Source organism: Calothrix sp. NIES-3974, from assembly GCF_002368395.1.
In the GTDB taxonomy this organism is placed as follows: Bacteria; Cyanobacteriota; Cyanobacteriia; order Cyanobacteriales; family Nostocaceae; genus NIES-3974.
In genome coordinates this window covers 1,350,934-1,374,317 of sequence record NZ_AP018254.1, presented here as the reverse complement: position 1 = coordinate 1,374,317, position 23,384 = coordinate 1,350,934, and the positions used below count along the sequence as shown (strand labels likewise).

The 23,384-nt window shown below is 39.1% G+C and carries 20 protein-coding genes; 10 read left to right on the top strand and 10 right to left on the bottom strand.

Annotated elements, in window-relative coordinates; translation table 11 throughout:
* Positions 1-106 precede the first annotated feature (106 nt).
* The 3 genes from CDC37_RS05320 to CDC37_RS05310 all read left to right on the top strand — a co-directional run bounded on the left by CDC37_RS05320 (position 107) and on the right by CDC37_RS05310 (position 6,350).
* Entirely contained in the window at positions 107-3,037 is a 2,931-nt protein-coding gene (locus tag CDC37_RS05320; protein WP_096620816.1) for a CHAT domain-containing protein, read from the top strand.
* Between the two features lie 325 nt (positions 3,038-3,362).
* Complete coding sequence (locus tag CDC37_RS05315) at positions 3,363-4,118, top strand: tetratricopeptide repeat protein (protein ID WP_096620815.1); 756 nt, start codon at positions 3,363-3,365, stop codon at positions 4,116-4,118.
* A gap of 42 nt (positions 4,119-4,160) precedes the next feature.
* Positions 4,161-6,350, top strand: a complete 2,190-nt coding sequence (locus CDC37_RS05310; RefSeq protein ID WP_096620814.1) for a CHASE2 domain-containing serine/threonine-protein kinase — start codon at positions 4,161-4,163, stop codon at positions 6,348-6,350.
* A 253-nt stretch (positions 6,351-6,603) separates the two neighbouring features.
* Here the strand turns inward: CDC37_RS05310 and CDC37_RS05305 are convergent, their stop codons facing one another.
* Complete coding sequence (locus CDC37_RS05305) at positions 6,604-7,167, bottom strand: type IV pilin-like G/H family protein (protein WP_096620813.1); 564 nt, start codon at positions 7,165-7,167, stop codon at positions 6,604-6,606.
* Positions 7,168-7,783: 616 nt separating this feature from the next.
* Here CDC37_RS05305 and CDC37_RS05300 point away from each other — a divergent pair.
* On the top strand, positions 7,784-8,329 hold the full coding sequence (locus CDC37_RS05300; RefSeq protein ID WP_096625938.1) for a DM13 domain-containing protein: 546 nt from the start codon (positions 7,784-7,786) through the stop codon (positions 8,327-8,329).
* A gap of 141 nt (positions 8,330-8,470) precedes the next feature.
* Entirely contained in the window at positions 8,471-10,030 is a 1,560-nt protein-coding gene (locus CDC37_RS05295) for a cation:proton antiporter (protein ID WP_096620812.1), read from the top strand.
* 252 nt (positions 10,031-10,282) lie between these two features.
* Here the strand turns inward: CDC37_RS05295 and CDC37_RS05290 are convergent, their stop codons facing one another.
* The 5 genes from CDC37_RS05290 to CDC37_RS24025 all read right to left on the bottom strand — a co-directional run bounded on the left by CDC37_RS05290 (position 10,283) and on the right by CDC37_RS24025 (position 14,656).
* Positions 10,283-10,762, bottom strand: coding sequence for a hypothetical protein (locus CDC37_RS05290; RefSeq protein WP_096620811.1), 480 nt, complete (start codon positions 10,760-10,762; stop codon positions 10,283-10,285).
* A gap of 414 nt (positions 10,763-11,176) precedes the next feature.
* On the bottom strand, positions 11,177-11,866 hold the full coding sequence (gene bchM / locus CDC37_RS05280; RefSeq protein ID WP_096620810.1) for a magnesium protoporphyrin IX methyltransferase: 690 nt from the start codon (positions 11,864-11,866) through the stop codon (positions 11,177-11,179).
* Positions 11,867-12,385: 519 nt separating this feature from the next.
* A complete protein-coding gene (locus CDC37_RS05275; protein ID WP_096625936.1) occupies positions 12,386-13,300 on the bottom strand; it encodes an ABC transporter substrate-binding protein in 915 nt (304 codons plus the stop codon).
* 480 nt (positions 13,301-13,780) lie between these two features.
* Positions 13,781-14,026 carry a hypothetical protein gene (locus CDC37_RS05270; protein ID WP_096620809.1) on the bottom strand — a complete coding sequence of 82 codons (246 nt, stop codon included), beginning with the start codon at positions 14,024-14,026 and terminating at the stop codon, positions 13,781-13,783.
* 492 nt (positions 14,027-14,518) lie between these two features.
* The gene (locus tag CDC37_RS24025; RefSeq protein WP_157780659.1) at positions 14,519-14,656 is read right to left on the bottom strand and encodes a hypothetical protein; all 138 of its coding nucleotides are present in this window, start codon (positions 14,654-14,656) and stop codon (positions 14,519-14,521) included.
* Between the two features lie 121 nt (positions 14,657-14,777).
* Here CDC37_RS24025 and CDC37_RS05265 point away from each other — a divergent pair, with 121 nt between their 5' ends.
* Positions 14,778-15,440: a class I SAM-dependent methyltransferase gene (locus CDC37_RS05265; RefSeq protein ID WP_096620808.1), complete on the top strand. Its 663-nt coding sequence runs from the start codon at positions 14,778-14,780 to the stop codon at positions 15,438-15,440.
* 127 nt (positions 15,441-15,567) lie between these two features.
* Here CDC37_RS05265 and trhO read toward each other — a convergent pair whose 3' ends face one another.
* A complete protein-coding gene (gene trhO, locus CDC37_RS05260) occupies positions 15,568-16,488 on the bottom strand; it encodes an oxygen-dependent tRNA uridine(34) hydroxylase TrhO (protein WP_096620807.1) in 921 nt (306 codons plus the stop codon).
* A 229-nt stretch (positions 16,489-16,717) separates the two neighbouring features.
* Here trhO and CDC37_RS05255 point away from each other — a divergent pair, with 229 nt between their 5' ends.
* From CDC37_RS05255 to CDC37_RS05250, 3 genes are all read left to right on the top strand, one after another.
* A complete protein-coding gene (locus CDC37_RS05255; protein WP_172892755.1) occupies positions 16,718-17,578 on the top strand; it encodes an AIM24 family protein in 861 nt (286 codons plus the stop codon).
* 41 nt (positions 17,579-17,619) lie between these two features.
* Positions 17,620-17,793 carry a hypothetical protein gene (locus CDC37_RS24020; RefSeq protein WP_157780658.1) on the top strand — a complete coding sequence of 58 codons (174 nt, stop codon included), beginning with the start codon at positions 17,620-17,622 and terminating at the stop codon, positions 17,791-17,793.
* A gap of 90 nt (positions 17,794-17,883) precedes the next feature.
* A complete protein-coding gene (locus CDC37_RS05250) occupies positions 17,884-18,312 on the top strand; it encodes a VOC family protein (protein WP_096620806.1) in 429 nt (142 codons plus the stop codon).
* Between the two features lie 52 nt (positions 18,313-18,364).
* Here the strand turns inward: CDC37_RS05250 and CDC37_RS05245 are convergent, their stop codons facing one another.
* The gene (locus tag CDC37_RS05245) at positions 18,365-20,380 is read right to left on the bottom strand and encodes a S8 family serine peptidase (RefSeq protein ID WP_096620805.1); all 2,016 of its coding nucleotides are present in this window, start codon (positions 20,378-20,380) and stop codon (positions 18,365-18,367) included.
* A 669-nt stretch (positions 20,381-21,049) separates the two neighbouring features.
* A complete protein-coding gene (locus CDC37_RS05240) occupies positions 21,050-21,322 on the bottom strand; it encodes a YiaA/YiaB family inner membrane protein (RefSeq protein ID WP_096620804.1) in 273 nt (90 codons plus the stop codon).
* A gap of 471 nt (positions 21,323-21,793) precedes the next feature.
* Between CDC37_RS05240 and CDC37_RS05235 the strand changes: the two genes are divergently transcribed.
* Positions 21,794-22,174, top strand: a complete 381-nt coding sequence (locus CDC37_RS05235; protein ID WP_096620803.1) for a calcium-binding protein — start codon at positions 21,794-21,796, stop codon at positions 22,172-22,174.
* A gap of 187 nt (positions 22,175-22,361) precedes the next feature.
* Here the strand turns inward: CDC37_RS05235 and CDC37_RS05230 are convergent, their stop codons facing one another.
* Positions 22,362-23,318, bottom strand: a complete 957-nt coding sequence (locus CDC37_RS05230) for a DUF1517 domain-containing protein (protein WP_096620802.1) — start codon at positions 23,316-23,318, stop codon at positions 22,362-22,364.
* Between the last annotated feature and the right edge of the window lie 66 nt (positions 23,319-23,384).

Below are 23,384 nucleotides of genomic sequence, written 5' to 3'. Positions count from 1 at the left end.
GTAATATATGACGACCTGTAGAGACGTAATATATTACGTCTCTACATCCTACGTGCAGACGTAACATGTTACGTCTCTACAAATTTTACCAATAAATTCAGAAACTATGTCTACATTTTTCCTATTAGCGACTTTGGCGCAGATTGCTAATTTTGATGCACATTTTTCTTCTATTTCTCTGCCTGTACAGCCGGTGAGCAAATCCCCTATGATGGAGTTGGCTGTTGTTAATCCAACTGTTGGTGGGAAGGATTATTTGCAATTGGGTTTAAATTACTATCAACAGGAGCAGTTTGCTAAGGCTGTGGAAATACAGCAGCAGGCTGTGGTAGTTTTTAAAAACCAAGGGGATAGATTACAGCAGTCACAGGCTTTAAATTACCTGGCTTTGGGTTATCAACAATTGGGTAAATTAACGGATGCAGAAAATGCGATCGCTCAAAGTTTGGAGTTATTAAAGGCTGAGGTTGATTCGCCGGGAAAGTTATCTTTACAAGGTCAAGCTTTAAATAATCAAGGTAAAATTTTATTGGCGCGGGGTGAGGTAGAAAAGGCTTTAAAAAGTTGGCAGGAAGCGACGATAATTTATCAGAGAGTGGGTTATTGGGAAGGGGTAATTGGTAGTAAATTGAATCAAACTCAAGCTTTACAAGCTTTGGGTTTTTATCGTCGAACTTTGATGCAATTGAATGAGGTCTATGAGGATATAAATAGTTTGGGAGATGGTAATTCCCAGGATGCTTTACTTAAAGTCAAGGGATTATTAAATATTGGTAATACCTTAAGGGTTTTAGGTAATCTTCGTCCTGTCACGGGAAATGTGTCTACAAGTTTGACATCTGGGAATAGCTTTCAAAATAACAAGTCAAAGCAAAATTTACAAGTTGAAAAATTAGATTCTGAATCGGTTTTAAAACAGGCTTTAGAAATTGCCAAAAAGAGTAATTTTCGGGAAGTGGAAGCAGAGATAAATTTAGCTTTAGGTAACACTTTTTATGCTTTGGCGAAATCCGTTTCTGGTGACATAAATGATACAGAAAGTGATGAATATAAACAGAAAAATCAATACATCGAAACAGCCCTCAGTTACTATCAGCAAGCAGCAACTGATGGAGTTTCTAGGGATACTTCCATCCAAGGAAAGTTAAATCAATTACGCTTACAAGTGGAAGCAGGGGAGTGGTCAGCAGCACAAAATCTCTGGCAGGAAATTCAACCCCAATTAGCTAATTTAGCACCTAGCCGGAAAAATATCTACGCTCGGATTAATCTTGCTCAGAGTCTTACTTGTTTGAAGCAGGGAACCGATGGAACAGCGAAGGTCATTACTTTTAGCTGTCCTGAATTTACTGGGGATAGACAAAAAAATCTTCAAGTTACCGGTGGTATCCCTTGGAAAACCATTTATCAAGTTGTGGAAACGGCTGTGCGGGATGCAGAAGCATTAAAAGATACCCGTGCCCATGCCTATGCTCTCGGTACACTGGGAAGTTTGTACGAACAAACAAAACAGTGGAAGGAAGCACAAACCATAACCCAAAGAGCTATCAGTATCGCCGAAGGAATCCAAGCATCGGATATTACCTATCGTTGGGAATGGCAGTTAGGGAGAATCCTCAAAGAACAGGGAAAAGAAAAGGAAAAAAGTGCGATCGCAGCTTATGCTAAAGCAGTAAATCACCTGAAATTTCTGCGTCGTGATTTAGCATTGTTGAACCGGGATGTGCAATTTTCCTTCCGACAGGAGGTGGAACCGGTTTATCGTGAATATGTCAGTTTGTTATTGCGATCGCATCAGCAGGAATCTGATACTCAAAAGCAGCAAGCAATCCTCCAGGAAGCAAGAAATACGATTGAGTCCCTGAATTTAGCAGAGTTGGATAACTTTTTCCGGAGAGCTTGTTTAGATGGGAATACGGAGGTTTCCCTTCAGCAAATTGACACCACAGCATCGGTGGTTTACCCAATTATCCTTCCCGATAGTTTAGCGGTAATAGTTTCCCTACCGAATCAGGATTCTGCGATGAAAGAAAATAAATCAGGGGAAGGAGAAATTCTGAAATTAAAGCAATATTTCGCTCAAGATTTACCACCGGGGAAAAGCTTTCAAAATACAATTCAATCACTGCGAGATTCTGACAAAGCACTTGCAAATAGACAAAGTGATGAGGATGAGTATTTACCAGCAGCACAGCAGGTTTATCAATGGTTAATTAAACCTTTTGAATCTGATTGGAAAAAATATCAAATTCAGAATTTGGTGTTTGTTTTAGATGGATATTTACGCAATATTCCGATGGCTGCTTTGCACGATGGTAAGCAATTTTTGGTGGAAAAACCATATAATTTAGCTGTATCACCAGGATTACGATTGCTACCACCAAAAAAAGTTGCCAATCGAGTCCAAGTTAAATTATTTGCGGGGGGGTTAAGTGAGTTAAATAAATTGAATAATCCCAGACACGAAAGATTTGAACCCCTAGAAAATGTTAAAAATGAATTGAAAGCAATCACAGAAATTTTCCCTAGTTCCCAGAAGATTATCAACCAAGAATTAACCAATCAAAACATCTTACAACAAATACAATCATTTGCACCATCAGTAGTGTCACTTGCGACCCACGGATTATTTAGTTCAACAGCAGAAAATACCTATGTTTTATCCTGGGATAGTGTCATTAATGTCAATGATTTTGAAGGTTTGCTCAAAAATCCCAAGAATCCCGAAAATGTAATTGATTTATTAGTTTTAAGTGCTTGTCAAACTGCTTCTGGTGATGATAAAGCAGCTTTAGGACTTGCGGGAGTTGCGATTCAATCAGGTGCTCGTAGTACCATTGCAACCCTTTGGAATGTAAGTGATGAAGCAACAAAAATCCTCATGGTGGAATTTTTCCGACAACTGAGGGAAAACCCAAATATTAGTAAAGCTGAAGCTTTAAAACGAGCGCAAATTTATTTACTAAAATTAGAGGATGGAAAGTATAAACATCCATATTATTGGTCACCGATTATTTTGGTAGGAAATTGGTTGTAATTAGCTATTAGTAGAGATAATTTAACGGGTTGTAGGAATTTGCAAAAATAATGGGACAGATGAATTTTGTTTGACCAGACGTAATATATCCCTTGGAGACGTAACATGTTACGTCTCTACAGGGATTTAAATTCCTATATGTAACATAGAGGGTATAATCACTGGGGATTCGCTGCTAAAATTGAAGCATTTGTTGGAAATATTGGGAAATTATAAAATTTCAATTCTGCAAATGAAAATAATGGGTTTTTTAGGGTACTCTATCGGTGATGATTTGTTAGTGCGATCGCAGTGACTCATTTTTTCTTTATTTAACACTAAATATATGAAATCTACACAGCTTGTTGCTCATGTGTTCTTCTTAGGAATGCTATGTTGGGGAAGTAGTAGTTTTCCCTATAGTCAAACTACCCTTGCAGCAAAACTTCCTCATTACAGTAATACTCCTAATTCCAATTCTCGCCAAAATCTTAATTTCTCAGATAATTTTATTGAACATCACTCTGGGTGGGATTTTCCCTTGAATTTTGCAATACAATTAGGGGTGGTATTTATCGCTTTAGTAATTATTTTTAAGTTTTATAAATTAACTCCAAGTCAAGCAAATAACTTAGATAATTCTCCGCAGAATAATTTACCTCAGCGATTATCAAATTCTTATAAAAAAGAAAATTTAGCAGATAATTTTAACATGATTTATCCTGGTTCTAAGAATTCACAGGTATCAGCGATTAAAAAAGCCTATAACTGCTTTGAAGAGGGAGATATTGAGGGTGCGATCGCCAATTTTAATCGAGCTATTAGCAATAATCCTAACAATGCTGAGATTTACAGTCAAAGGGCTAATTTTCGTCATAATAAATTAAAAGATACACAGGGTGCAATTGAGGATTATAACCATGCGATTGAGATTAACCCTAATAATGCCTATTTTTATTTTTGGCGCAGTAAAGTTTATCAAGATTTAGGAAATCAGCGTCAAGCTCTAGAAGATTATAATACGGCTATGCGTTTAACAATGGATAATAACTTCCACCATGACTTTAGGAATTCTGGTTCGGGAAAGATAGTTAGTCGTTAATCAATATCTCCTGTATCCTGTCTCCTGTATTCTATTCCCACCATGTTCAAAAAAATTAAAGATATTTTATTTCAACCAATAATTATTTCTAGTGCAGTTGTCACAGCAGTATTATTTGGGATACAAAATTTAGGACTATTGGAGCAGCAAGAAATCCAAGTTTTTGACCAGATAACACGATGGAACGCTAGTTCCAAACCAGACCCCCGATTGTTAATTGTGGGGTTTACAGAAAAGGATATTCAAAAATATCAATATCCCCCTTCCGATGAATTATTTCTGCAAGTTTTTCAAAAATTAGAGCAACACCAACCACGAGCAATTGGTTTTGACTTTATCCGCGATCGCGCAAATACAAATGATGAACAGGGTCATGGAAAATTGCTGGAATATCTGCAAAATAGTAGTATTATTTTTCCCATTTGTAACCATGCTGATGGTGAAGCGTCTTCAAGTCATCGGGATGGGAATACGGAAGAAATTGCACCTCCCAAGGGTGTGGAACCAGAGCAGGTGGGATTTAGTAATCTTGTTCAAGATCGGGATGGAGCAATTCGTCGCAATTTGTTATTGATGGATGTTGCTCCGAAATCTTTATGTACAACCCCCTATTCTTTAGGATTACAGTTAGCTTTGAAGTATCTGGAACCAGGAAATATCACAGCTAAGTTGACTGCTGAGAATGAATTACAAATTGGAAAAGTTGTATTTAAACGCTTACAAAGTCATGTAGGGGGATACCAGCAGATAGATGCAGGTGGTTATCAAATCCTGATGAATTACAGTTCTCAGCAAATTGCTCCGATGGTGAGTATTGCAGATGTCCTGGAAAATAGGGTTGCACCAGATTTAATTAAAGATAGGGTGATTTTAATGGGAGCAACTGCACCAAGCTTAAAGGATTTGGTGAAAACTCCTTTAAATGTGACTGGTGAAATTCCCGGAGTAGAAGTTCATGCTTACAGTGTTAGTCAAATTCTCAGTGCTGTGATGGATAATAAACCCCTGTTTTGGTTTTTACCAGAGTGGGGTGAGGTAATTTGGTTGTGGGGATGGAGTGTGGTCGGTGGTTTGCTGGTATTGCGTCTGCGTCATCCGATTGTGTTAGCGTTAGGAAGCGCTATCAGTGGAGCTCTATTGTTGGGTGGGAGTTTTTTCCTATTTACTCAAGCAGGATGGTTTCCGGTTATTTCTCCCTTCCTTGGTTTAGTGTTAACGGGGGGAAGTGTATTAGCCTATTCTGCATACCAGAGTAAACAAGAACAAGAAAAAATTCTGGAACAGGTACAGGAACAACAGGATGCGATCGCGCAGTTGCAATTACTATTAAAGCAAACCCAAAGTACCAGCGAAAAAACAGAAGTCGCTACTCCCCTGGGGGTGGAAATCTCACCGGGGACAATGCTACGCGATCGCTATAAAATTGTCAGCAAATTAGCTGCTGGTGGATTTGGTGGTACCTATCTTGCAGAGGATACCCAACGTCCGGGGAATCCGGTTCACGTGGTGAAGCAATTACGTCCAGCACGTCAAGATACTCAATTTTTAGAAGTTGCCCGTAGATTGTTTAAACAGGAAGCAGAAATTTTAGAATTAGTCGGTAAATATGACCGTATACCCCAATTAATGGCTTGTTTTGAAGAAAATCAGCAATTTTTTATTGTTCAGGAATATATCAAAGGAACTCCCCTCAACAAAGAAATTCACAACCGGAAAAAACTACCAGCATCCCAAGTAATTCCCATCCTTAAGGATGTTTTAGAAATACTGGTATTTATCCATAGCTACCATATCATCCACCGAGACATCAAACCCAGTAACCTGATTCGACGGGAACAAGACAAACGTATTGTCCTAATTGACTTTGGAGCAGTCAAAAAAATCCAACCCCAACAACCAGAAACACAAACAGTTGCGATCGCGACTATTGGATATGCACCTTCGGAGCAAATTTCCGGATTACCGAAATTAAACAGCGATATCCATGCGTTAGGGATTACTGCTATTGAATTATTAACAGGAATAGAACCAAAAAGGTATCAAAGAAATGTTGACACCGGAGAAATAGAGATATTAGTTTCTAATGATATCCCTCCCCAATCTTGGCGGATTGTCGCGCAAATTTTTCCTGAATTGGCGGAAATTATCAATAAAATGGTGCATTTTGATTTTAATTCCCGATATCAGTCCGCAACTGAAGTGTTAAAAGATTTGAAAACCATGAAAAGCTAGGGGTTAAATCTTTATGTAGATGGAGACATGGCAATGCTAGCTAGGTTTATACCGTATAAAAAAACGAAAAATATCCAATTTTTTAGGTAGATTTGAAGGATTTTCACTTACCTTTTTTGATTGGATAATTTATGAGTATTTATTTTCCCAAAAAACTAGTTAACTGAGAGAAGTTGTTGATTAATTGATGATTTTTCTCATGTTTTTGATAATCAATTTGATAAATTTTTCACTTGCAATTTTGCGCGACTAATTAAAATTCACTACTTGAATCTGAATCGGAGGTCAACCAAGATGAAGAACTTGAACCAGGAGGACATTCAGTCTTAATACCTACTAGCTTAGGCATTTCCGGAGGAGTCAAGGAAGCACCATCAGTTACACACAATTCAGAGATAATTGCAGGTTTATCATTCCCTTCAATTTTGACCGCAAATACTCCACCTGTATAACTAGATAATTCTTCATTTTTTGCCGTTGCTGTAATTTTTACAGAACGATTATTATTAATCACACTCATGTCATATTTGTAATTATCTGTCTCTGGCGTAATCTCTAGCTTTAGTTCGGAAATTTGAGATGCAAAGCGATTATTTTTGGCAAAATAATCTTCTTGAGCTTTGCTGATTTCAGATAACGTTTGTGGAGCTTCTAATTCATTACCTAACTCTTTTAAGCTAGATTGTAAACCGGAAAGGAATAAAGGAAAAAAAATCAATGGAACTATCGTGAGCAAAATAAAGGGAATCAACAAGGCAAGTCCGCAACCTAAAGCGACTAATCCAATATTTTTTGCAGTATCGTTTTGGTTAGACATGTTTTTACCTCATGAAAAAATGTAACTTGTATTTCTCATTTCCATTCCCATCAATGTTAATCAATGGGTTAATTTTTCCAATACCAACGGACTGATTTTGCTTGGATATACGAACTATTTACATCAAGCCGAGCGGGATTTATGAAATATTATATGTGTGGTTGTTAACGATTAACAGTCACCAGTCATCAGTCAAAGGGACGCTATTTTTTACGACTTAAATAGGATTGCTGTATGTGGTATTGTCCGATGAATGATGATATTAAAAAATACAAGAGATTGATGGCAATTTACGTAACTGAATGCAGTTTTTCTTGTCATTTACAATACATATAAGCAGTTCTCATGGATAAATATAAAGTGTTTTTTCTCTGTTTAAATGCTGGGAAATAATTTCAGAAGAGAATTTCAAATAATCCCTAACTACCAATATCTTTCTATCTCTGACAAAGGCATAATCATATTGATTTCCTATGGTAAAAATAATGAGAAATTGTAGATATGTAAGATATAGCGCAAACAGGATGATCAATCATCACTAAAATAGGACTACTCAGTAATTTATATGACTGAAATTTGTCAATATTGTCCTTTTGATTCTTTAATTAGCAAATATATGAAGCAGAACAACCAAAAAGCTTTAAGCTTCCTGGCTCTATTATTAGGTGTAGTTGCGATCGCTGCTATTGGTGCAACTGTAATAGCCAAGTCCCGTTACCCCAACCCAATCTCTGTAAGTAGTCCAACTTCGACAGAATCTGCATCGACAAATGGGACAAATGTCACAAATGCAGGTGTCACAGTTAGCTCCGGTAAATTTGTCAGTGGTGAACACCCAACCCAGGGTAACGCAACCATCATCAAACAGGGAGAAAAACATTTAATTGAATTGGATCAAAGCTTCCAAACATCCACCAGTGGGCCAGATTTATTTGTGATTCTCCACCGCAATCCCAACGTCATTGCTTCCAGCACTCCCCCAGATTATCCCCTACGTCAAGGAGATTACCTGGTTATTGCTCCCCTCAAAAGTTATAACGGTGCGCAAACCTACGAAATTCCCAATGGTACTAATCTCAGTGATTTTGCATCCGTAGCCATTTGGTGTCGTAAATTTAACGCTACCTTTGGAGCGGCAAGTTTAACGAATGTATCCAGTTAATTGATATTAAATTAAAGAATGGGATAAATGGATTTTGTTGTTAGAGACGCGATATATATGTAGAGACGCGATATATCGCGTCTGTTGAATTCCCACCATGTTAAGTTAAACTGGCAAAGGATGGAGAACGGGAAAAAGGTTATGGTGCTGGAATCAACAGTTGGTCATGCTGCAATTGAAGATAATCTCAAGCAGTTTTTATTAGTATTAGCAGTATCCTTAAGCGTTGCCACTTTACCACAGATATTTAGCTGGTTTCGCCAAATTCCCTATACCCTAATGTTGGTGATTGTCGGTGCAGGTTTGGCTTTGGTGGATGTGCGGTTAGTCAACCTGTCGCCGGAATTAATTCTATCGATTTTTTTACCACCCCTTCTATTTGAAGCCGCTTGGAATTTAAAATGGTCAGAATTAAAGCGGGATTTATTCCCCATAACCCTGTATGCCATTTTAGGGGTATTAATTTCCATTTTCGGTTTAGTCATCGGTTTACATAACATCGCAGGTTTATCCCTGACCACTGCTTTATTGGTGGGAGCGAGTTTAGCTGCAACCGATCCCGTATCCGTTACAGCCCTATTTCGGGAATTAGGCGCTCCTAAACGGATGACGGTATTGATGGAGGGGGAAAGTTTATTTAATGATGGTATGGCGGTGGTTGCCTTTGGCTTTCTGGTGGGTTTACCATTGGGAACAGCCCAATTAGGCTTTCAACCCTTAATTATTCAATTTGTTTCCGTTGTTGGTATCGGTGTTGCGGTCGGTGCATTAATCGGTTTTGGTATTTCCTACCTGACCCAACGGTTTGATTTACCCCTTGTTGAACAATCCCTAACCCTAGTCTCAGCCTACGGAACCTACATTATTACCGAAGACTTGGGAGGTTCGGGGGTAATTGGAGTTGTCACCACCAGCTTAATCCTCGGCAACTTTGGCTCCCGAATTGGGATGAATCCCCGTACCCGAATTATTGTCAGTGAATTTTGGGAATTTTTAGCCTTTTTTGTCAATTCTATTGTCTTTTTACTGATTGGCGACCAAATTCGTTACTCTATCTTGGAACAAAATCTCGGAGCGATCGCTGTCTCCGTTGTTGCCATGATTATCAGTCGCGCGATCGCTATTTATCTATTAGGTGCTGTGAGCAATGTTGTCGCGAAGTCGGAAATCCCCCTACCTGAACAAACAGTCCTGTGGTGGGGAGGTTTACGGGGTTCGGTATCCATTGCCTTAGCCCTGAGTGTACCCTCGGTTATTTCTGAACGGGAAGAAATTATTGCTACAGTCTTTGGCGTAGTTTTATTTACTTTACTAGTCCAAGGTTTAACCACTAAACCCCTACTCACATTCTTGAAACTACTGGGAAATCAACCCCTGCGTCAAAAATATCAAGAAGCGATCGCTCGTCAATCAGCCCTTAAACGAGTGTGGGAATATCTACAACAAACTGAGTCCCGACCGGGTGTCCAACCTGATTTCTATCGGTATCAACAAAAATTAATTGCTGGGGAAATCGAACGTCTCCAGTTAGAAATTGAAAAAATGCAAACCGAATATCCTAACCTCAGCGATTTTATGGCTCAACAACTACGAGACGAATTATTAGCTATTGAAGCCAATGCCTACGCAGAATTTGTGAAAGCTGGTTGGTTAAACCAGGAACTTGCACCCCTACTGCAACATATGAACGAGACTGATTAGTGGGAGATTGGAGCGGTATAAATTTTTTCCCAAGTCAATAGGGAGTGGGGAGTCGGGAAAAATCACTTTTGTAAATGCATCGTTTTATATAGCTAAACTACATGCCAAGGCTTTTCCGGCAAAGTCGCGATCGCATCCATTAAAACTATTCCCTGTACAAACGACCTGACGGGTCGTCTCTACCTACTCCCTGTTCCCGACCCTCACGAAAAGACTTTTACAGCTAACGCTGCGCTTCGCCAACGGCAGACCCTAAATATCAAAATGGTAGGATATAGCTCCCTCCTCATTTATCCGGAAATTGGCATTAAACTCCTTTGCCTTTCGATCCAGGTAATCCCGTGCTTCTGCTGCTGGTAATTGGGACTGCATCGCAAAACCTAACAGAGTGACGCGGCCATTATTTTTTTCAATAGTCTGATAAAATATTGATTGTAATCTTTCTTCCGATTGCTGTTGAAGCGCTTTCTTCTCGTTCTTACCCTGACGATATAGAGATAAAGCTAACCAACCACCTAATGTCGCTGTCGGTAAACCAAATACCAATCCACCGATTGCCGTACTATCAACCGGTGGAACAGAGTTATCAAAAATAACTTCTCCCTCTCCAATCGGTGAATATACTGTTTTATCAGCGTTTTTTCGTTCAATTATTGACGCTGCTGAGATAGTCAAAAACATAAAACCAAGAACGAGCAGCCAACCAGAAGCTAATTTTTCAGCAGTCTTCATAGTTCCGTTACAAATATGAACGTCTTCTTGCTATATTAACCGCTCTTACTGAAAAATAGTGTAAATTATCATTTTTCGCCTTGAAGACGAATATTTGTCCAAAAAATCTTGAATCTTCCAAAGATTAATCCGTCGAAATGGCTCCAGTCTGAGATTTTTCACCATTACTCATTACAGCAAAAGTCTTGATTCCCAAATCAATACCAATGCTTTGCTGTGTAGCACTAGTATGCACAAATTCAATTTCGACTACAAAGCTGAGAAAATAGCGATTAGCACAATCCTTGATGACTATGACGACTACTCCCTGCTCCCCGTTCCCAAATCCCTATTTTCATGAAAAATAGGAGAAAAGGAGAGTTGGGAAGACCCTCCTTCAACCTTCACTTCCTCCTATCCCATTTCCACATTGACTTAATTTTGCCGTGTTGCTTCCAATAAACGGGAGAAATAAAAGCGAGTTTTAGTCATTGCTTCCCGTTGGACTTGGAAACCGTTATTTTGTAAAAATTTGATAATATCCTTTTCCGCATGTAAGTAAGCTCTCGTAGTTTTACTTGGACCTGGGAAGAAACTACCAATTTTCTTTAAAACAGTATAAAAACAAGTTTTTGGTGCAAAACTAATAATTACCCGTGATTCCGCTAAGGAACACAAATGACTAATCATTGATTCTGCCTTATCTTGGGGATAATGAATTAATACATCCAAACAAATAACTGTGTGATACTTTCCACTTAAATTTTCTAAATCCTGGACAACAAACTGGGGATTATCGTTATGACCAAATATTGCAGCAGCTCGTTGCTTGGCTTCCCCAATCATCATATCGGAAATATCGCTAGCAAAAACCTTTGCACCCGCTTGTCCCAAGGGAATACTTAAACTTCCCACACCACAACCAGCATCACAAATCGAAATTTCTGTTAAATTTCCATCCGCATTTAACCAATTAAGCACATGGTCAACGGTTTTCTGGTGTCCATTACGGATGTCTAATTGCACCTTATTCACTTCACCATCACCGTAGATCCGCTTCCATCGATCAAATCCGGTGGAATTAAAATAATCTTTGACTATGGTTTTATCGTCAGCTGCGTTCATTTTTATATTGGGAATTTGTACGTGGTTAAAACTGCTCCTAATCGTCTAAATTACCATTATCAAAAGGATTTGCAAATATCTTGACAAATTTCACCTAATACACCCTGATTTAACCCAGATTTCTTATAAATCGCTGAAAATTCCGGGAGTAGGCAGTGGGGAGTAGGGAATGGTAGGAAAATCAACCTGTTACTCAAACACCTATGCTTTGAGTCCTTATTTCAAGAGTATACGAAGACGAAATTAGATCAATTTTAACCATGATTGTGACTAATTGTGACTAATAGAAAGGTGAAAAGCTAGTATGGCAAATATTTGAAAATCCCAAATCCAGAGACGCACATAGCAAAGTTGGCTAAAAAAATCCATAGCAATCCTATTTAAGTCGTGAACAATAGCGCGCCGTTGACTGATGACTAGTGACTGGTGACTGTTAACTGTTAACTGTTAACAACCCTATATTTAAAATTTCACAAATTATTTAGGACCGCGGTATATCCAAAATCCTAAATTTATTTCTTAGGCTGATTTTTGAGTAATTTCTCGAAGTTGCTGACAAGCTTTTTCAATCGAGTTAATACTTCCGGGATTCACTAGACCGTAGTAATCAAACTCGAAAATGCGTTGATTTTGCGTAGCTTTGATTTTACTCCAGAAAGGTTCTTTTTGAAAGTTATCTAACAATCTTTCACCAAATGGAGAATTCACAACTAAAAGCGTTTCGGGATTCGCTTCCAGTACTTTTTCTGCCGAGAGAGTAACGTATCCCTGAATAGGACTTTTCCCCTGTAATTCGGCCGCAATATTTCTAATTTGAAACTGAGCGAGTAAATCACCAGCCCAACTGGATTTATTGGGTGATAAAATCGGTTGATTACTTACTAATACTAGTGCGGAAAAATTACTATTTTGGTTACTGCTTAAAAACCCCTGATATCGTTGTAGAAGTGGCTGAGGGTCAGCATTAATTTTTGATGCGAGATTTTTCGTCAGTTCTGTTAATCCTTGCCAAGAGTCTACTTTTGTTAAAATGGTCGGGATGTTTAGCTCGGTTAAGCGATTGATAATCTGATTAGAAAATCCTTCTGCACCAATGACTAAATCTGGCTTTAATGCCACTATTTTCTCTAAATTAGGCGGTGTTCTCCCTTCTCCAACACGGGGAATATTGGCAAATCGTTCATCTTGATTCAGCAAACTACTACCAGCTATTCCGACTAATTTATTCTGGTCAAGTTGATAGATAATATCTGCTGCAAGGGAGGTCAGAGATACCACCCGATTTGCTACTGACTGAGAGGGTGGGGTTGCAATAATGGTGGGTGTGGTGGTGGTAGTATTGTCACTAATTGTTGGATTGACGCTGGAACAAGCGGTAAAAATTAAGCTCAACCCTATGCAGAGAATGATTTTGAAAAATCGATGGTATGGCATTGTTGAACGCAAAGCAAATTGTTGGGATGTATTGGATTTTACCCTATTCTTCCGCAAGACTAAAATACCTTCACTCACATCTTGCACCAAGAAAAGTTGATGGAAATAAAATACTCAGTATCAAGCTCAAAGTAGTATTTTAGCTTTAAAAGCAAACAAGAGTACTGTAGCTATATCGCGTATACTTTGAAATTAAACGTATATATAAAATAAAGCTAAAGTCTATAGGTGTAAGCCTTCCTCTAGGGGAAGGCTAATAGCTTTTTTCATGTGTTCTGGTGTCGGTGTCAGTATTACATATTGGCCACTCCCTCTAGGTTTTGGGGATTTGTGGGAAATCCGGGTTGAGCTACTTTATACTTCCTAATTCGAGACGAAGCCTTGTGCAATTCATCCCCACACGGAGCATGGGGAGAAGAAAGCAACTGTCAACTGTCAGCAAATCAAAAGGGAAATGTATCAGTGTGGAAAGTATGACCCTTAGATATATTCTTGTTGAAAATGTTTAATTGCATCTTCAGTCGATTGGAAGCTACCAATTACTTTCGGTGCGTCGAAGATGATTTTTGTGTTGAGGGACCGAACTTTTAGATAGTAACCACGTCCATGAATTCCCGACCAAATCTCATATTCGTAATTTTGATTACGACCACGCTCAATTACACCTCCATATGAACGATTTGGCTTAATTATTTCGTTGATTGTTTCCATCAATGATAAAATCATATTCCCTAACCCATCAACATCTTACTTATCTTGATATTACTATTATTTAATCCTTTAAGTTCATCGATTTTTAATAATGTTTTTTGTTATACAAAATTACTGGTGATAAATTTATTCACAGTTAAAGTAGTAGTTATGCACTAATAATTTGGTGTACTATTACTGATTGTTTTTAAAATTATTTGTTTTTGAAAATATAGCTTAATATTACTTATAAGTTAATCTCATTAATTCATATCCTATCGAGAAATGAGTAGGGGAAAAACATACTTAAGATAGATATAAACTAACTAACTATATAGCGAAATGAGGATAGTAAATTTACCAAAGATTTTTTGTGGTTGCGATAGATTGAATCTTGTAAATTTACGGATATTTATATAGAGTTTTTGTGAATAAATTTATAATCCAATACGGTTAATTATTCACATAATGTATAACTCGAACTTCTCACAAACACCGAAACCTGCATTTGGAGCAAATTCCTAAAACTTACAGGGAGTAGGGAGTAGCGATAGTCCGTAGAAGGAGAAATCCGGGAATGGTCACCGCACCGTAACAAATCTCACCAACCTCGATTTCGGCGATCGCAATTAATTCAACTGCGAGTTGGGTAAATCCCCGTGTCATGTCATCATTTTTTGCTTCTGACAGTCCCTACTTCCTCGCTATCAGGCGAGTATTTTTGGTAATGCGATCGCCTACAATCTTTATAGGGATAATCTACGAATCTGTATAAGTAGTGAGCAGTATGGCGAATCAAACTCTGGGATTGGGAGAAAATCTATACAATTATCTACTTGCGGTATCTTTACGGGAACCAGAAATCCTCACCCAACTCCGTCAAGCAACTGCCAACCATCCAATGGGACAAATGCAAATTGCTCCAGAACAGGGACAGTTTATGGCTTTATTGGTACAGTTAATCGGAGCAAAAAAGACCTTAGATATAGGTGTATTTACGGGTTATAGTTCTTTGGCTGTTGCTTTAGCTTTACCTGATGATGGCAAAATCATTGCCTGTGATATCAGCGAAGAATATACAAGTATGGCTCGTCATTACTGGCAATTAGCAGGGGTAGCTGATAAAATCGATTTGCGGATTGCTCCGGCTTTGGAAACCCTTGATGATTTGATCAATCAAGGGGAAAGTGGAAGTTTTGATTTTGCTTTTATTGATGCGGATAAAAGTAATTATGATAATTACTACGAAAGAGCTTTAAAATTGGTGAGAAATGGTGGTTTAATCGCCGTTGATAATGTGTTATGGTCAGGTCGAGTTGCAGACCCGGAAATTCAGGACAATCGCACTCAGAAAATTCGAGATTTCAATCAAAAGCTACATGCAGATAGCCGCGTTAATTTGAGTTTAGTACCCATTGCTGATGGTTTAACTTTGGCAATGAAGAAGTAGACTTTTATCTCGTAAATCTGGTTTTGATGACAATTTCTCCCCTGACTTTCCCTACTCCCCGTCAGGTATTAACTCGAAAGTAAAACAATATCACCCGACGCAAAATTTGGTGATTAATACCTGCAATTTAAGGTTTACCAGTCTTTACTTGCCCCTTGTCCATTTGCCGTTGTTTAGCTAACTCCAATTGCCGTTTTTTCTCCATCAATCGCGCGCGTTTTTCTGCTGTCAAATTATCAACACAATAGGGACAACAAATACCCTCTTCATATTGGGGAGATTGTTTATCTTCTTCGCTAATCGGATGACCACAACCGACACACATCTGGTGAGAGCCTGTTTCTAAACCGTCTTTAACCGCAACACGTTCATCAAATACAAAACATTCACCTTCCCATAAACTTTGTTCTGGTGGGATTTCTTCTAAATACTTTAAAATTCCACCCTTGAGGTGATAAACCTCGGTAAAACCTTGGGAAATTAAATATGAGGAAGCCTTCTCACAACGAATTCCTCCAGTACAAAACATAGCTACTTTTTTATGCAGTTTGGGGTCAAGATTTTTGCTGACAAAATCAGGAAATTCTCGAAAGGATTTTGTTTGAGGATTTTGCGCACCTCGGAATGTACCAATATCAACTTCATAATCGTTGCGTGTATCAATTAAAGTCACCTCTGGGTCAGAAATCAATTGATTCCATTCTTGAGGGGTGACGTATTTGCCAACATGTTGATTGGGGTCAACTTCTGGTAAACCAATAGTGACAATTTCTTTTTTTAACCGCACTTTCATCCGTGCAAACGGATATTCTGTTGCGGTGGATTCTTTAGATTCTAAATCACGAAATCTGGTATCTTGACGCAAATAATTGAAAACCGCATCGATACCCGGACGATTTCCGGTAATTGTACCGTTAATTCCTTCTTCCGCTAACAATATTGTGCCTTTAATTCCATTTTTGACACAAAGCTGTTGTAAGGGTGCTTGCATTTGTACAAAATCGGGTAATCGGACAAATTTATAAAATGTGGCTACTATCAAAGTCATGGGATTTTAGATTTTGGATTTTCGATTTGAGATTGATTGGAGATTTTTGATGATTTAAACTCTTGATTTTGACTTTTAGATGTTCATACCTTTCTCCTGTCTCCTTTGATTTAATATTAATTATTTGTAAAATTTATGAACACTAATAGTTATATTTAGCTAAACTAAAACTGAAGTTGTCCGCATCTAATTTTACACCTACCAGCGAAAATCATCAAAGGGGGCTATTGTGGTTAATTCTGGAGACGGGTTTCTGGAGAAAACGCGACCAAAAAACTCGCGCTTAGAGGTTTTAAATTGCGTTGCTAGTGACACCTTGAAGGTGGAAATTCTCGGATATCAGGGTTTGACTGGAATTAAAAACCCCCAGGTTGCGGAAGCTATATTTTATGCGAATCAGACGGGAATGCAACTGAAGCAGGTAAAAATTACTTTAAATGCTGGGGAAGTACAGATTGAAGCTGGTTCTTTACAATATATGCATGGTCATATTCAAGGGGAAACAAGGGTTGGAGGTGTCGCTGGTTTTGGTAAAGCGATGTTAAATAAATTCTTGGCCAATGAGTCGCTGTTTATTCCTCGTTATCGGGGAACGGGAAGTATGTATTTAGAACCTTCCTTTAGTCATTTTTTAGTTTATTATCTCAACAACGAGGAAATTATTGCTGATAAGGGTTTATTTTATTGTGCAGATGGTGCTTTAGAAGTTGGTGTGGCAATGCAAAAAAATGTTTCATCGGCTTTATTTGGGGGTGAGGGATTATTTCAAACGAAGGTGAAAGGAACGGGTGTTTGTGTGTTTGAATTACCTGTTCCAGTGGAGGAGGTGCGGTGTATTCATTTGAATAATGAAACTTTAAGTGTGGATGGAAATTTTGCCTTAATGCGGACTGGAAGAATTGAATTTAGTGTGGAAAAATCAGCGAAGAATGTGTTTGGAACTTTAACTAGTGGGGAGATGTTATTACAAACTTTTCGCGGGACGGGGAAGGTTTGGTTAGCTCCTACACAAGGAATATATCAAGCTTTGGATGCGGGGGGAATTGGAGGTTTGGGTGTTGCTCCTAAGTCGTCGAATACGCAAACTTAACCTCTGAGTAAAAATAGGTAGTAGGGAGTAGAGACGATCCGGTGGGTCGTCTCCAGGGGAATAGGGAGTGGAAAAATATTTTCATCATGAAGTTATGGTTGATGCTGTTCTTTGAAGAAGGTGACGCTGACGTTATGGCTATTTCCGGTGCGGTATTTCTGAATTTAGAAATGAATTATTATTTATATTTTGTTTTGAAACCAAAATTATCCTAGAGACGTAGCGATGCTATGTCTCTACGTAACGTGAAATTTTAAATTTAGATTTGGTATTCAGCGACGTTCCCCATTCCCGATTTATAAAATATGAATCCAACAATATTTCACATTGCATTTCCGGTGACAAATATCGCAGAAGCGAAAAAATATTATGTTGATGGACTCGGTTGTGTTCCTGGTCGGGAAAATCAACATGCATTGATTTTAAATTTGTATGGTCATCAATTAGTTGCCCATACAACCAAGGAAATATTAACACCTCAACGGGGGATTTATCCGCGACATTTTGGGTTAATTTTTACTGCTTTAACTGATTGGCAGGAATTGCTTAGTAAAGCTGAAAACAATAATTTGCAGTTTCGGGAATCAGCTAAAGCGAGATTTGTGGGAACTCCCTTAGAGCATCATACTTTCTTTTTAGAAGACCCTTTTTATAATTTGATGGAGTTTAAATATTATGCCCATCGGGAAGCAATTTTTGGAAATCCGGAATTTACCCAAATTGGTGATAGGTAGTATACTTTGCTGATATATTTCCCTTTGAGGTTGTTGACGGGACTAAATCATTTTAACTGACCCGTACAACTAAAGCATAGGATTGGGGTTGGAGAATCCGAAAAGCGCGAACAATAATTTCTAATTTACCTGTTGGCGGATTTTGCCAGATTACTTGTTCTACATTATTGTAGCGATCGCATTCGGTGGAGTTGGCTGGCATGTTACCATGTCGTTCTTGACCATCTGCGGTACGCAGAATTAAGTCTAGGTCGTTTTGGAGTGCTTCTCCAGGGAAATCTGTCCAAACTAAGGTTACTTTCACCTGGGTATCGGTGTCAGTAATTTCCAGTTCGGTGATTTCCGTTTCCCCAGTTTCTAAGGCTGTATTTTCGTCTTGGAAAGTCACTCGCTCCCTTTCTGGTCTTGGTCCGACGGTTGCAGCTAAATCGACTCGACCATACCCCTCACTATAATTGGGGATTTCTCCAGCTTCGGAAGGTACGTACTGACCAACAATATCCTTGGCTCCATTGATCAGCATTGCTTTCACTAGGGCTGCACTGGGTTGGTGTTGGTGCTGCTTCAGGAAATATTCTCTCACAATTGCGGCACACCCGGCTACTAGGGGTGTAGCCATACTTGTACCCGATAGGAAGGCGTAGAGGGGGTCTGATGATTTACCGTAGAATGGATTGATATTTGCATCCCGCGAACAAGTGGACAGAATTACGGTTCCCGGTGCAACAATATCGGGTTTAATGCGCTCATTACGGGTGGGACCGCGACTGCTAAAAGCCGCAATTCCCTCTGGATTATCTGACCAACCATCGGACGCAATGGGTTCACTTTGGTAGCGAGATAGACTACTGTAGGGTTTGGATAAATCCGGTCGATTATTTTCCGATGCACCAACTGTAATACAATTTTTGGCACTACCGGGAGAACTAATCGAACCATTATCAATCACACCATTATTATCGCGATCGCGTCCACTATTACCAGCAGCAAAACAAATGACCATATCTCGGTGTTCCCAGACAAATTGGTCTACCTGTTGGCAGTTAGCATCATATCGACCGGAAACAGCAGCACCCCAGGAATTGGTGTGGACACGGGCATTATCATGATGGTAGGGAGGTGTAAATAAATCCATCAAGTTATCGGGAAGACCACCTAATCCACCCCGCATATCCAAAACCGATTGTAAAACTAATTTGGCCTTCGGTGCGGTTCCCCGAATTGCTCCTCCCATTGTTTCTGAAAAACCATCACCTAATACCGAACCTGCAACATGGGTTCCATGACCATCCGGATCCGCAGCACGAGCTTGTCCTAAAGCATATAATTTCAATACCCTACCGGAAAAAGCTGGATGGACATCTTCTGTAGAACCCCGGTCAAAACCACTATCTGCGATCGCAATTATCTGTCCTTCACCCTGCAATTCACTAATTTCATGGGTTTTATCGGCATTAATTACCCCTAAAGCCACATTATTTAACAACTGGGGGGGTACATATTCCTCAATATGACGAACCTGATCAATTGCAGCTAAGTCTGGCAAATACTGGGGTTGTACCTGTAAACGGATCGAATTCCCACTAAACTCCAATTCCTCTACATTTAACCGTGCTGCTGCTGCAATCCGGTTGCGCAAATCGTCATCGATCACAACCTGGTTGTGGAAGACTACTCGCACTGGTTGGGGTTGGTGGGAAAGCTGATCAATCGGAGCTAAATTCAGGAGATTTACAGAATTGCGATCGCGACTTGTATTCCTTAATTCCGGTGCAATTTTAAATCCCTCCAGATATATGTTTGCCCAATTAATAAAATCTAAACGGCGAATATCTTCCAAATTTGCCGGTGTGTAATGGCAAACATAAGTATTGTCTGGCACATATTCTAAAATTTCCACACCTAAATTAGTTAATTCTGCTTTCTGTTCCCGATTCAAAGGTTGATTTGTTTGAATCAAAATATAATTTGATGATGAGCTATCTGCACTCAGCAAGTTATAAAAGCCCATCGCTGCTAACTGGGATTCAGTATCTATAGATACGCCATTAATCGTAATTTTAGCCATCGGATTTTGGATTTTGGATGTTGGATTTTAGTATCTATACTTCACACGCTCATAAATTAATTATTTATGTATTTCTCACGAGTTAACGGTAGGCGTTGAGTAATGGCTTAGTTTTCTTTCTATTCTTCACTCCCTGTTCCCTACTCCTAAAACTTTTAGGTGTTCGTGACCTATCGAGGATATTTACCTTTTTGTTTATTGACATTTGACAGGTGACAGTAGAACAGTCGCAATACTACGTCTCTTCAAGCATTAGCTTTCAATCTTAGTACGGTGGATTGGTAGTATTTCACCGCGCTAATTTTACTGAGTTATTAATATCACCTTTTTTTAGATGATAATATATAAATTTATGAGCGGTAATTGTTGACATACTCCCCGCCCTAAAGCGCGGAGATTCTGGGTTCAAACAGCAATTGTGTTAGACCCATCTCTTTGGTAATGATAAGTGCAATTTTGACCATGTGTATATTAATTTATTTTGCGTTTTCTGTTAATTTTAATTAAAATAAAAATATACAGTAAATACGAGATACATTAAAGTGTAAAAAAACTTGTGAAAATCAGCCCAATAGGAAAATTGCTGATTTATGGCTTAGAGGATGTTTTAAAAATCGTTTTTTTGGAAATGGGTGGTAGAGAGTAGCCTACATGAAGGCTACTCTTGAATCAAAAACTGGAATCATGCTGCGATAGCAAACGTTCGACTTTCGCTTCATCGATACGAGCAATTAATTTACGTGATTCATGTAAATCACGCATTGTTTTTGACAAGGTAAATGTGGAACCAATGGAAAAGGCTGTTCCCATTCCCATGAATCCTTTCACCCAATTGTCTACGGGTAAATTAATAATCCCAATAGTTGTCATGGATATAGAAATTACAAATGCAGCCCAAGTTTGAATAATCCAAGCATTACTATCACGTGTGGGTTGTTGCATAATTTGTACTTACTAAATAACTTAATTATTGACAATTTAATTGTATATATTTCTACTGAGACATTGTTTGATTTCAGTGACACTTGTCTAAGCGTGTGCGCATTTAGTCTATTGATGATGAAAATATTATCGATATTTATCTATGGATAGTAGAAATGCTCACCTGTAAACAGGGAATACAAAGTTAAAAACTATTATCTTGCTTAGTGATGTCTGTAGGACATGGAAGACTCCCTAGAAAATAGGGTGTAGGGAGTGGGGAAAAACCACTTTCATGGGTTCTGATTTCAGGTTATAGATGACGGTTGTTCTGAAATAAATAGTAGGACTGAAGAGAGGGTATAGGAGATGGTAGGGTAAACTGGTGGAAATAAACATGAATTTTGCTCCCGATGGGGTTGAGTATTTATGCGCCCTTGGGTAATATTGAGCGTAAATTCAAATTCCAGCCGTCGATTGTAGGGGTTGATCATGTCAGATATGGAGTTGGATGAAGTTCGTGAAAACCGGATTAAAAACGAAATCATCGTTGATGCGATGGATAAAGAAGACCGGGCAATGGGCTGGTACTATTATTTAGATGAGTGTTTAAATTTCCCTTTTAATGCCAAATGGACCAAGAAAGGTCGTAAGGGAACAACACCCAAAGAAAAAGTGGTGGAAGTTTTGGGAATGGCTACGGAGGAAGAATGTTTGCGAGATATGGTTGTTGAGGTGGTTGAAGTTGATGGTTCGGATGAAGATGTGTTTACCGCTAAGTTGAGTGAGCTTCAGGTTTTGGAAACAGATGAGGAAACTATGGAAGCTCTTGCAGATTGGTATTATTGGTTAGGACGGGGATACAAGTTTTGATGTTTTTTTGTCTTACCCGTTAACTGTTAACCAGAATAATAATAACTAGGGATTGATCAACTGCTATCAATCCCTAGTTAGTTTTACACCGACAAAAACAATGAGACGTAGTGTTGCTACGTCTCTACTGTCATCTATCAACTGTCAACAAACCCCAAGGAAAATATCTCAACCTGCGAAGTCTAATTTACACCAATTTCAAATCAGCGTAGTTGGCTAACAAATCATCGGATGTTAGGGTGTCACCTTCTGCTTGTGGTGTCCAAATTACTTCTACTGCAAGTAAATTATCGCTACCGAGACTACCAATTTGTTTCAGTGCTGCTTGTAAATCTTCACTACTGTTAATTGCCGGAAGGGTATATTTACCCAAGTTTGCAGTAATAATTGTCACAACTATGTATTCTCCTGGTGCAGTGGCGATCGCACCATCACTGTCACCTGGGAGAGCTTGGTTATTGGCAGCTGCATTCAGTTGGTTGTGGACGTTTGTCAGGGTTTCCTGAGTAAACTTACTGCGTTCGGCTAGGGACAAACGGTTAAATTCGGCTTCTGCGGTATTGAGTTTAACTTGTTGGTTATTAGTTGCCGCGTATACCCAGTATTCGGGATGACGGAGAAGAGCTAAACTAACTTCCTGGAGGATTTGGGTACGTCCTTGACTGGTTTCGGTATCGGCAAATTCGGCAATCCGGTTTAACTCTGGCTGTAAGGAGCGAGCATTGGCTAGTAAGCCGACCTGGAGACGGTTGACGGAAACACTGGGATTAGCGGTATAGCTCATTTCCCCATCATCCTCACCATTACCGATACTGCGGAATGTCCGCAACAGGAAATTAGCGATCGCAATCATTACGAACAAGCCAAGGATACCGCTAAATCCACCAAAGCCGAAGAACGGGATTAAGAAAGGAAAACCAAAACCACCGGGAGCCGGAGCGTAATATCCACCACCACCAGGTGCGTAGGTTCGCGGAGCATAGGTGCGAGAGGAGGGTGCGCGGAAAGAGCCTCCACCAATCCGTCCTCCGGTGCGTGCGGCGGCAGCACTGTCCATGTGACCTAGTGTTATTCCTAACACGAGAGAGAGGATGAGAAGGGTTTTAAATAGGGGTTGGAAAATTTGTTTGAGTTTTTTGCTCATAACGCACTCACCTAGGAAAATTTTTGAAAAAGTTTTTATTTCTATAAGTTTGGTCGATTCAAAAGC

Excerpts from the sequence above, each read along its gene's own strand:
- CDC37_RS05235 (WP_096620803.1), top strand. The coding sequence starts at position 21,794 with ATGTCAGATATGGAGTTGGATGAAGTTCGTGAAAACCGGATTAAAAAC.
- CDC37_RS05310 (WP_096620814.1), top strand. The coding sequence starts at position 4,161 with ATGTTCAAAAAAATTAAAGATATTTTATTTCAACCAATAATTATTTCT.
- CDC37_RS05240 (WP_096620804.1), bottom strand. The coding sequence starts at position 21,322 with ATGCAACAACCCACACGTGATAGTAATGCTTGGATTATTCAAACTTGG.
- CDC37_RS05300 (WP_096625938.1), top strand. The coding sequence starts at position 7,784 with ATGAAGCAGAACAACCAAAAAGCTTTAAGCTTCCTGGCTCTATTATTA.
- CDC37_RS05270 (WP_096620809.1), bottom strand. The coding sequence starts at position 14,026 with ATGATTTTATCATTGATGGAAACAATCAACGAAATAATTAAGCCAAAT.
- bchM (WP_096620810.1), bottom strand. The coding sequence starts at position 11,866 with ATGAACGCAGCTGACGATAAAACCATAGTCAAAGATTATTTTAATTCC.
- trhO (WP_096620807.1), bottom strand. The coding sequence starts at position 16,488 with ATGACTTTGATAGTAGCCACATTTTATAAATTTGTCCGATTACCCGAT.
- CDC37_RS05295 (WP_096620812.1), top strand. The coding sequence starts at position 8,471 with ATGGTGCTGGAATCAACAGTTGGTCATGCTGCAATTGAAGATAATCTC.
- CDC37_RS05245 (WP_096620805.1), bottom strand. The coding sequence starts at position 20,380 with ATGGCTAAAATTACGATTAATGGCGTATCTATAGATACTGAATCCCAG.
- CDC37_RS05320 (WP_096620816.1), top strand. The coding sequence starts at position 107 with ATGTCTACATTTTTCCTATTAGCGACTTTGGCGCAGATTGCTAATTTT.
- CDC37_RS05230 (WP_096620802.1), bottom strand. The coding sequence starts at position 23,318 with ATGAGCAAAAAACTCAAACAAATTTTCCAACCCCTATTTAAAACCCTT.
- CDC37_RS05265 (WP_096620808.1), top strand. The coding sequence starts at position 14,778 with ATGGCGAATCAAACTCTGGGATTGGGAGAAAATCTATACAATTATCTA.
- CDC37_RS05305 (WP_096620813.1), bottom strand. The coding sequence starts at position 7,167 with ATGTCTAACCAAAACGATACTGCAAAAAATATTGGATTAGTCGCTTTA.
- CDC37_RS05250 (WP_096620806.1), top strand. The coding sequence starts at position 17,884 with ATGAATCCAACAATATTTCACATTGCATTTCCGGTGACAAATATCGCA.
- CDC37_RS24025 (WP_157780659.1), bottom strand. The coding sequence starts at position 14,656 with ATGACACGGGGATTTACCCAACTCGCAGTTGAATTAATTGCGATCGCC.
- CDC37_RS05315 (WP_096620815.1), top strand. The coding sequence starts at position 3,363 with ATGAAATCTACACAGCTTGTTGCTCATGTGTTCTTCTTAGGAATGCTA.
- CDC37_RS05275 (WP_096625936.1), bottom strand. The coding sequence starts at position 13,300 with ATGCCATACCATCGATTTTTCAAAATCATTCTCTGCATAGGGTTGAGC.
- CDC37_RS05290 (WP_096620811.1), bottom strand. The coding sequence starts at position 10,762 with ATGAAGACTGCTGAAAAATTAGCTTCTGGTTGGCTGCTCGTTCTTGGT.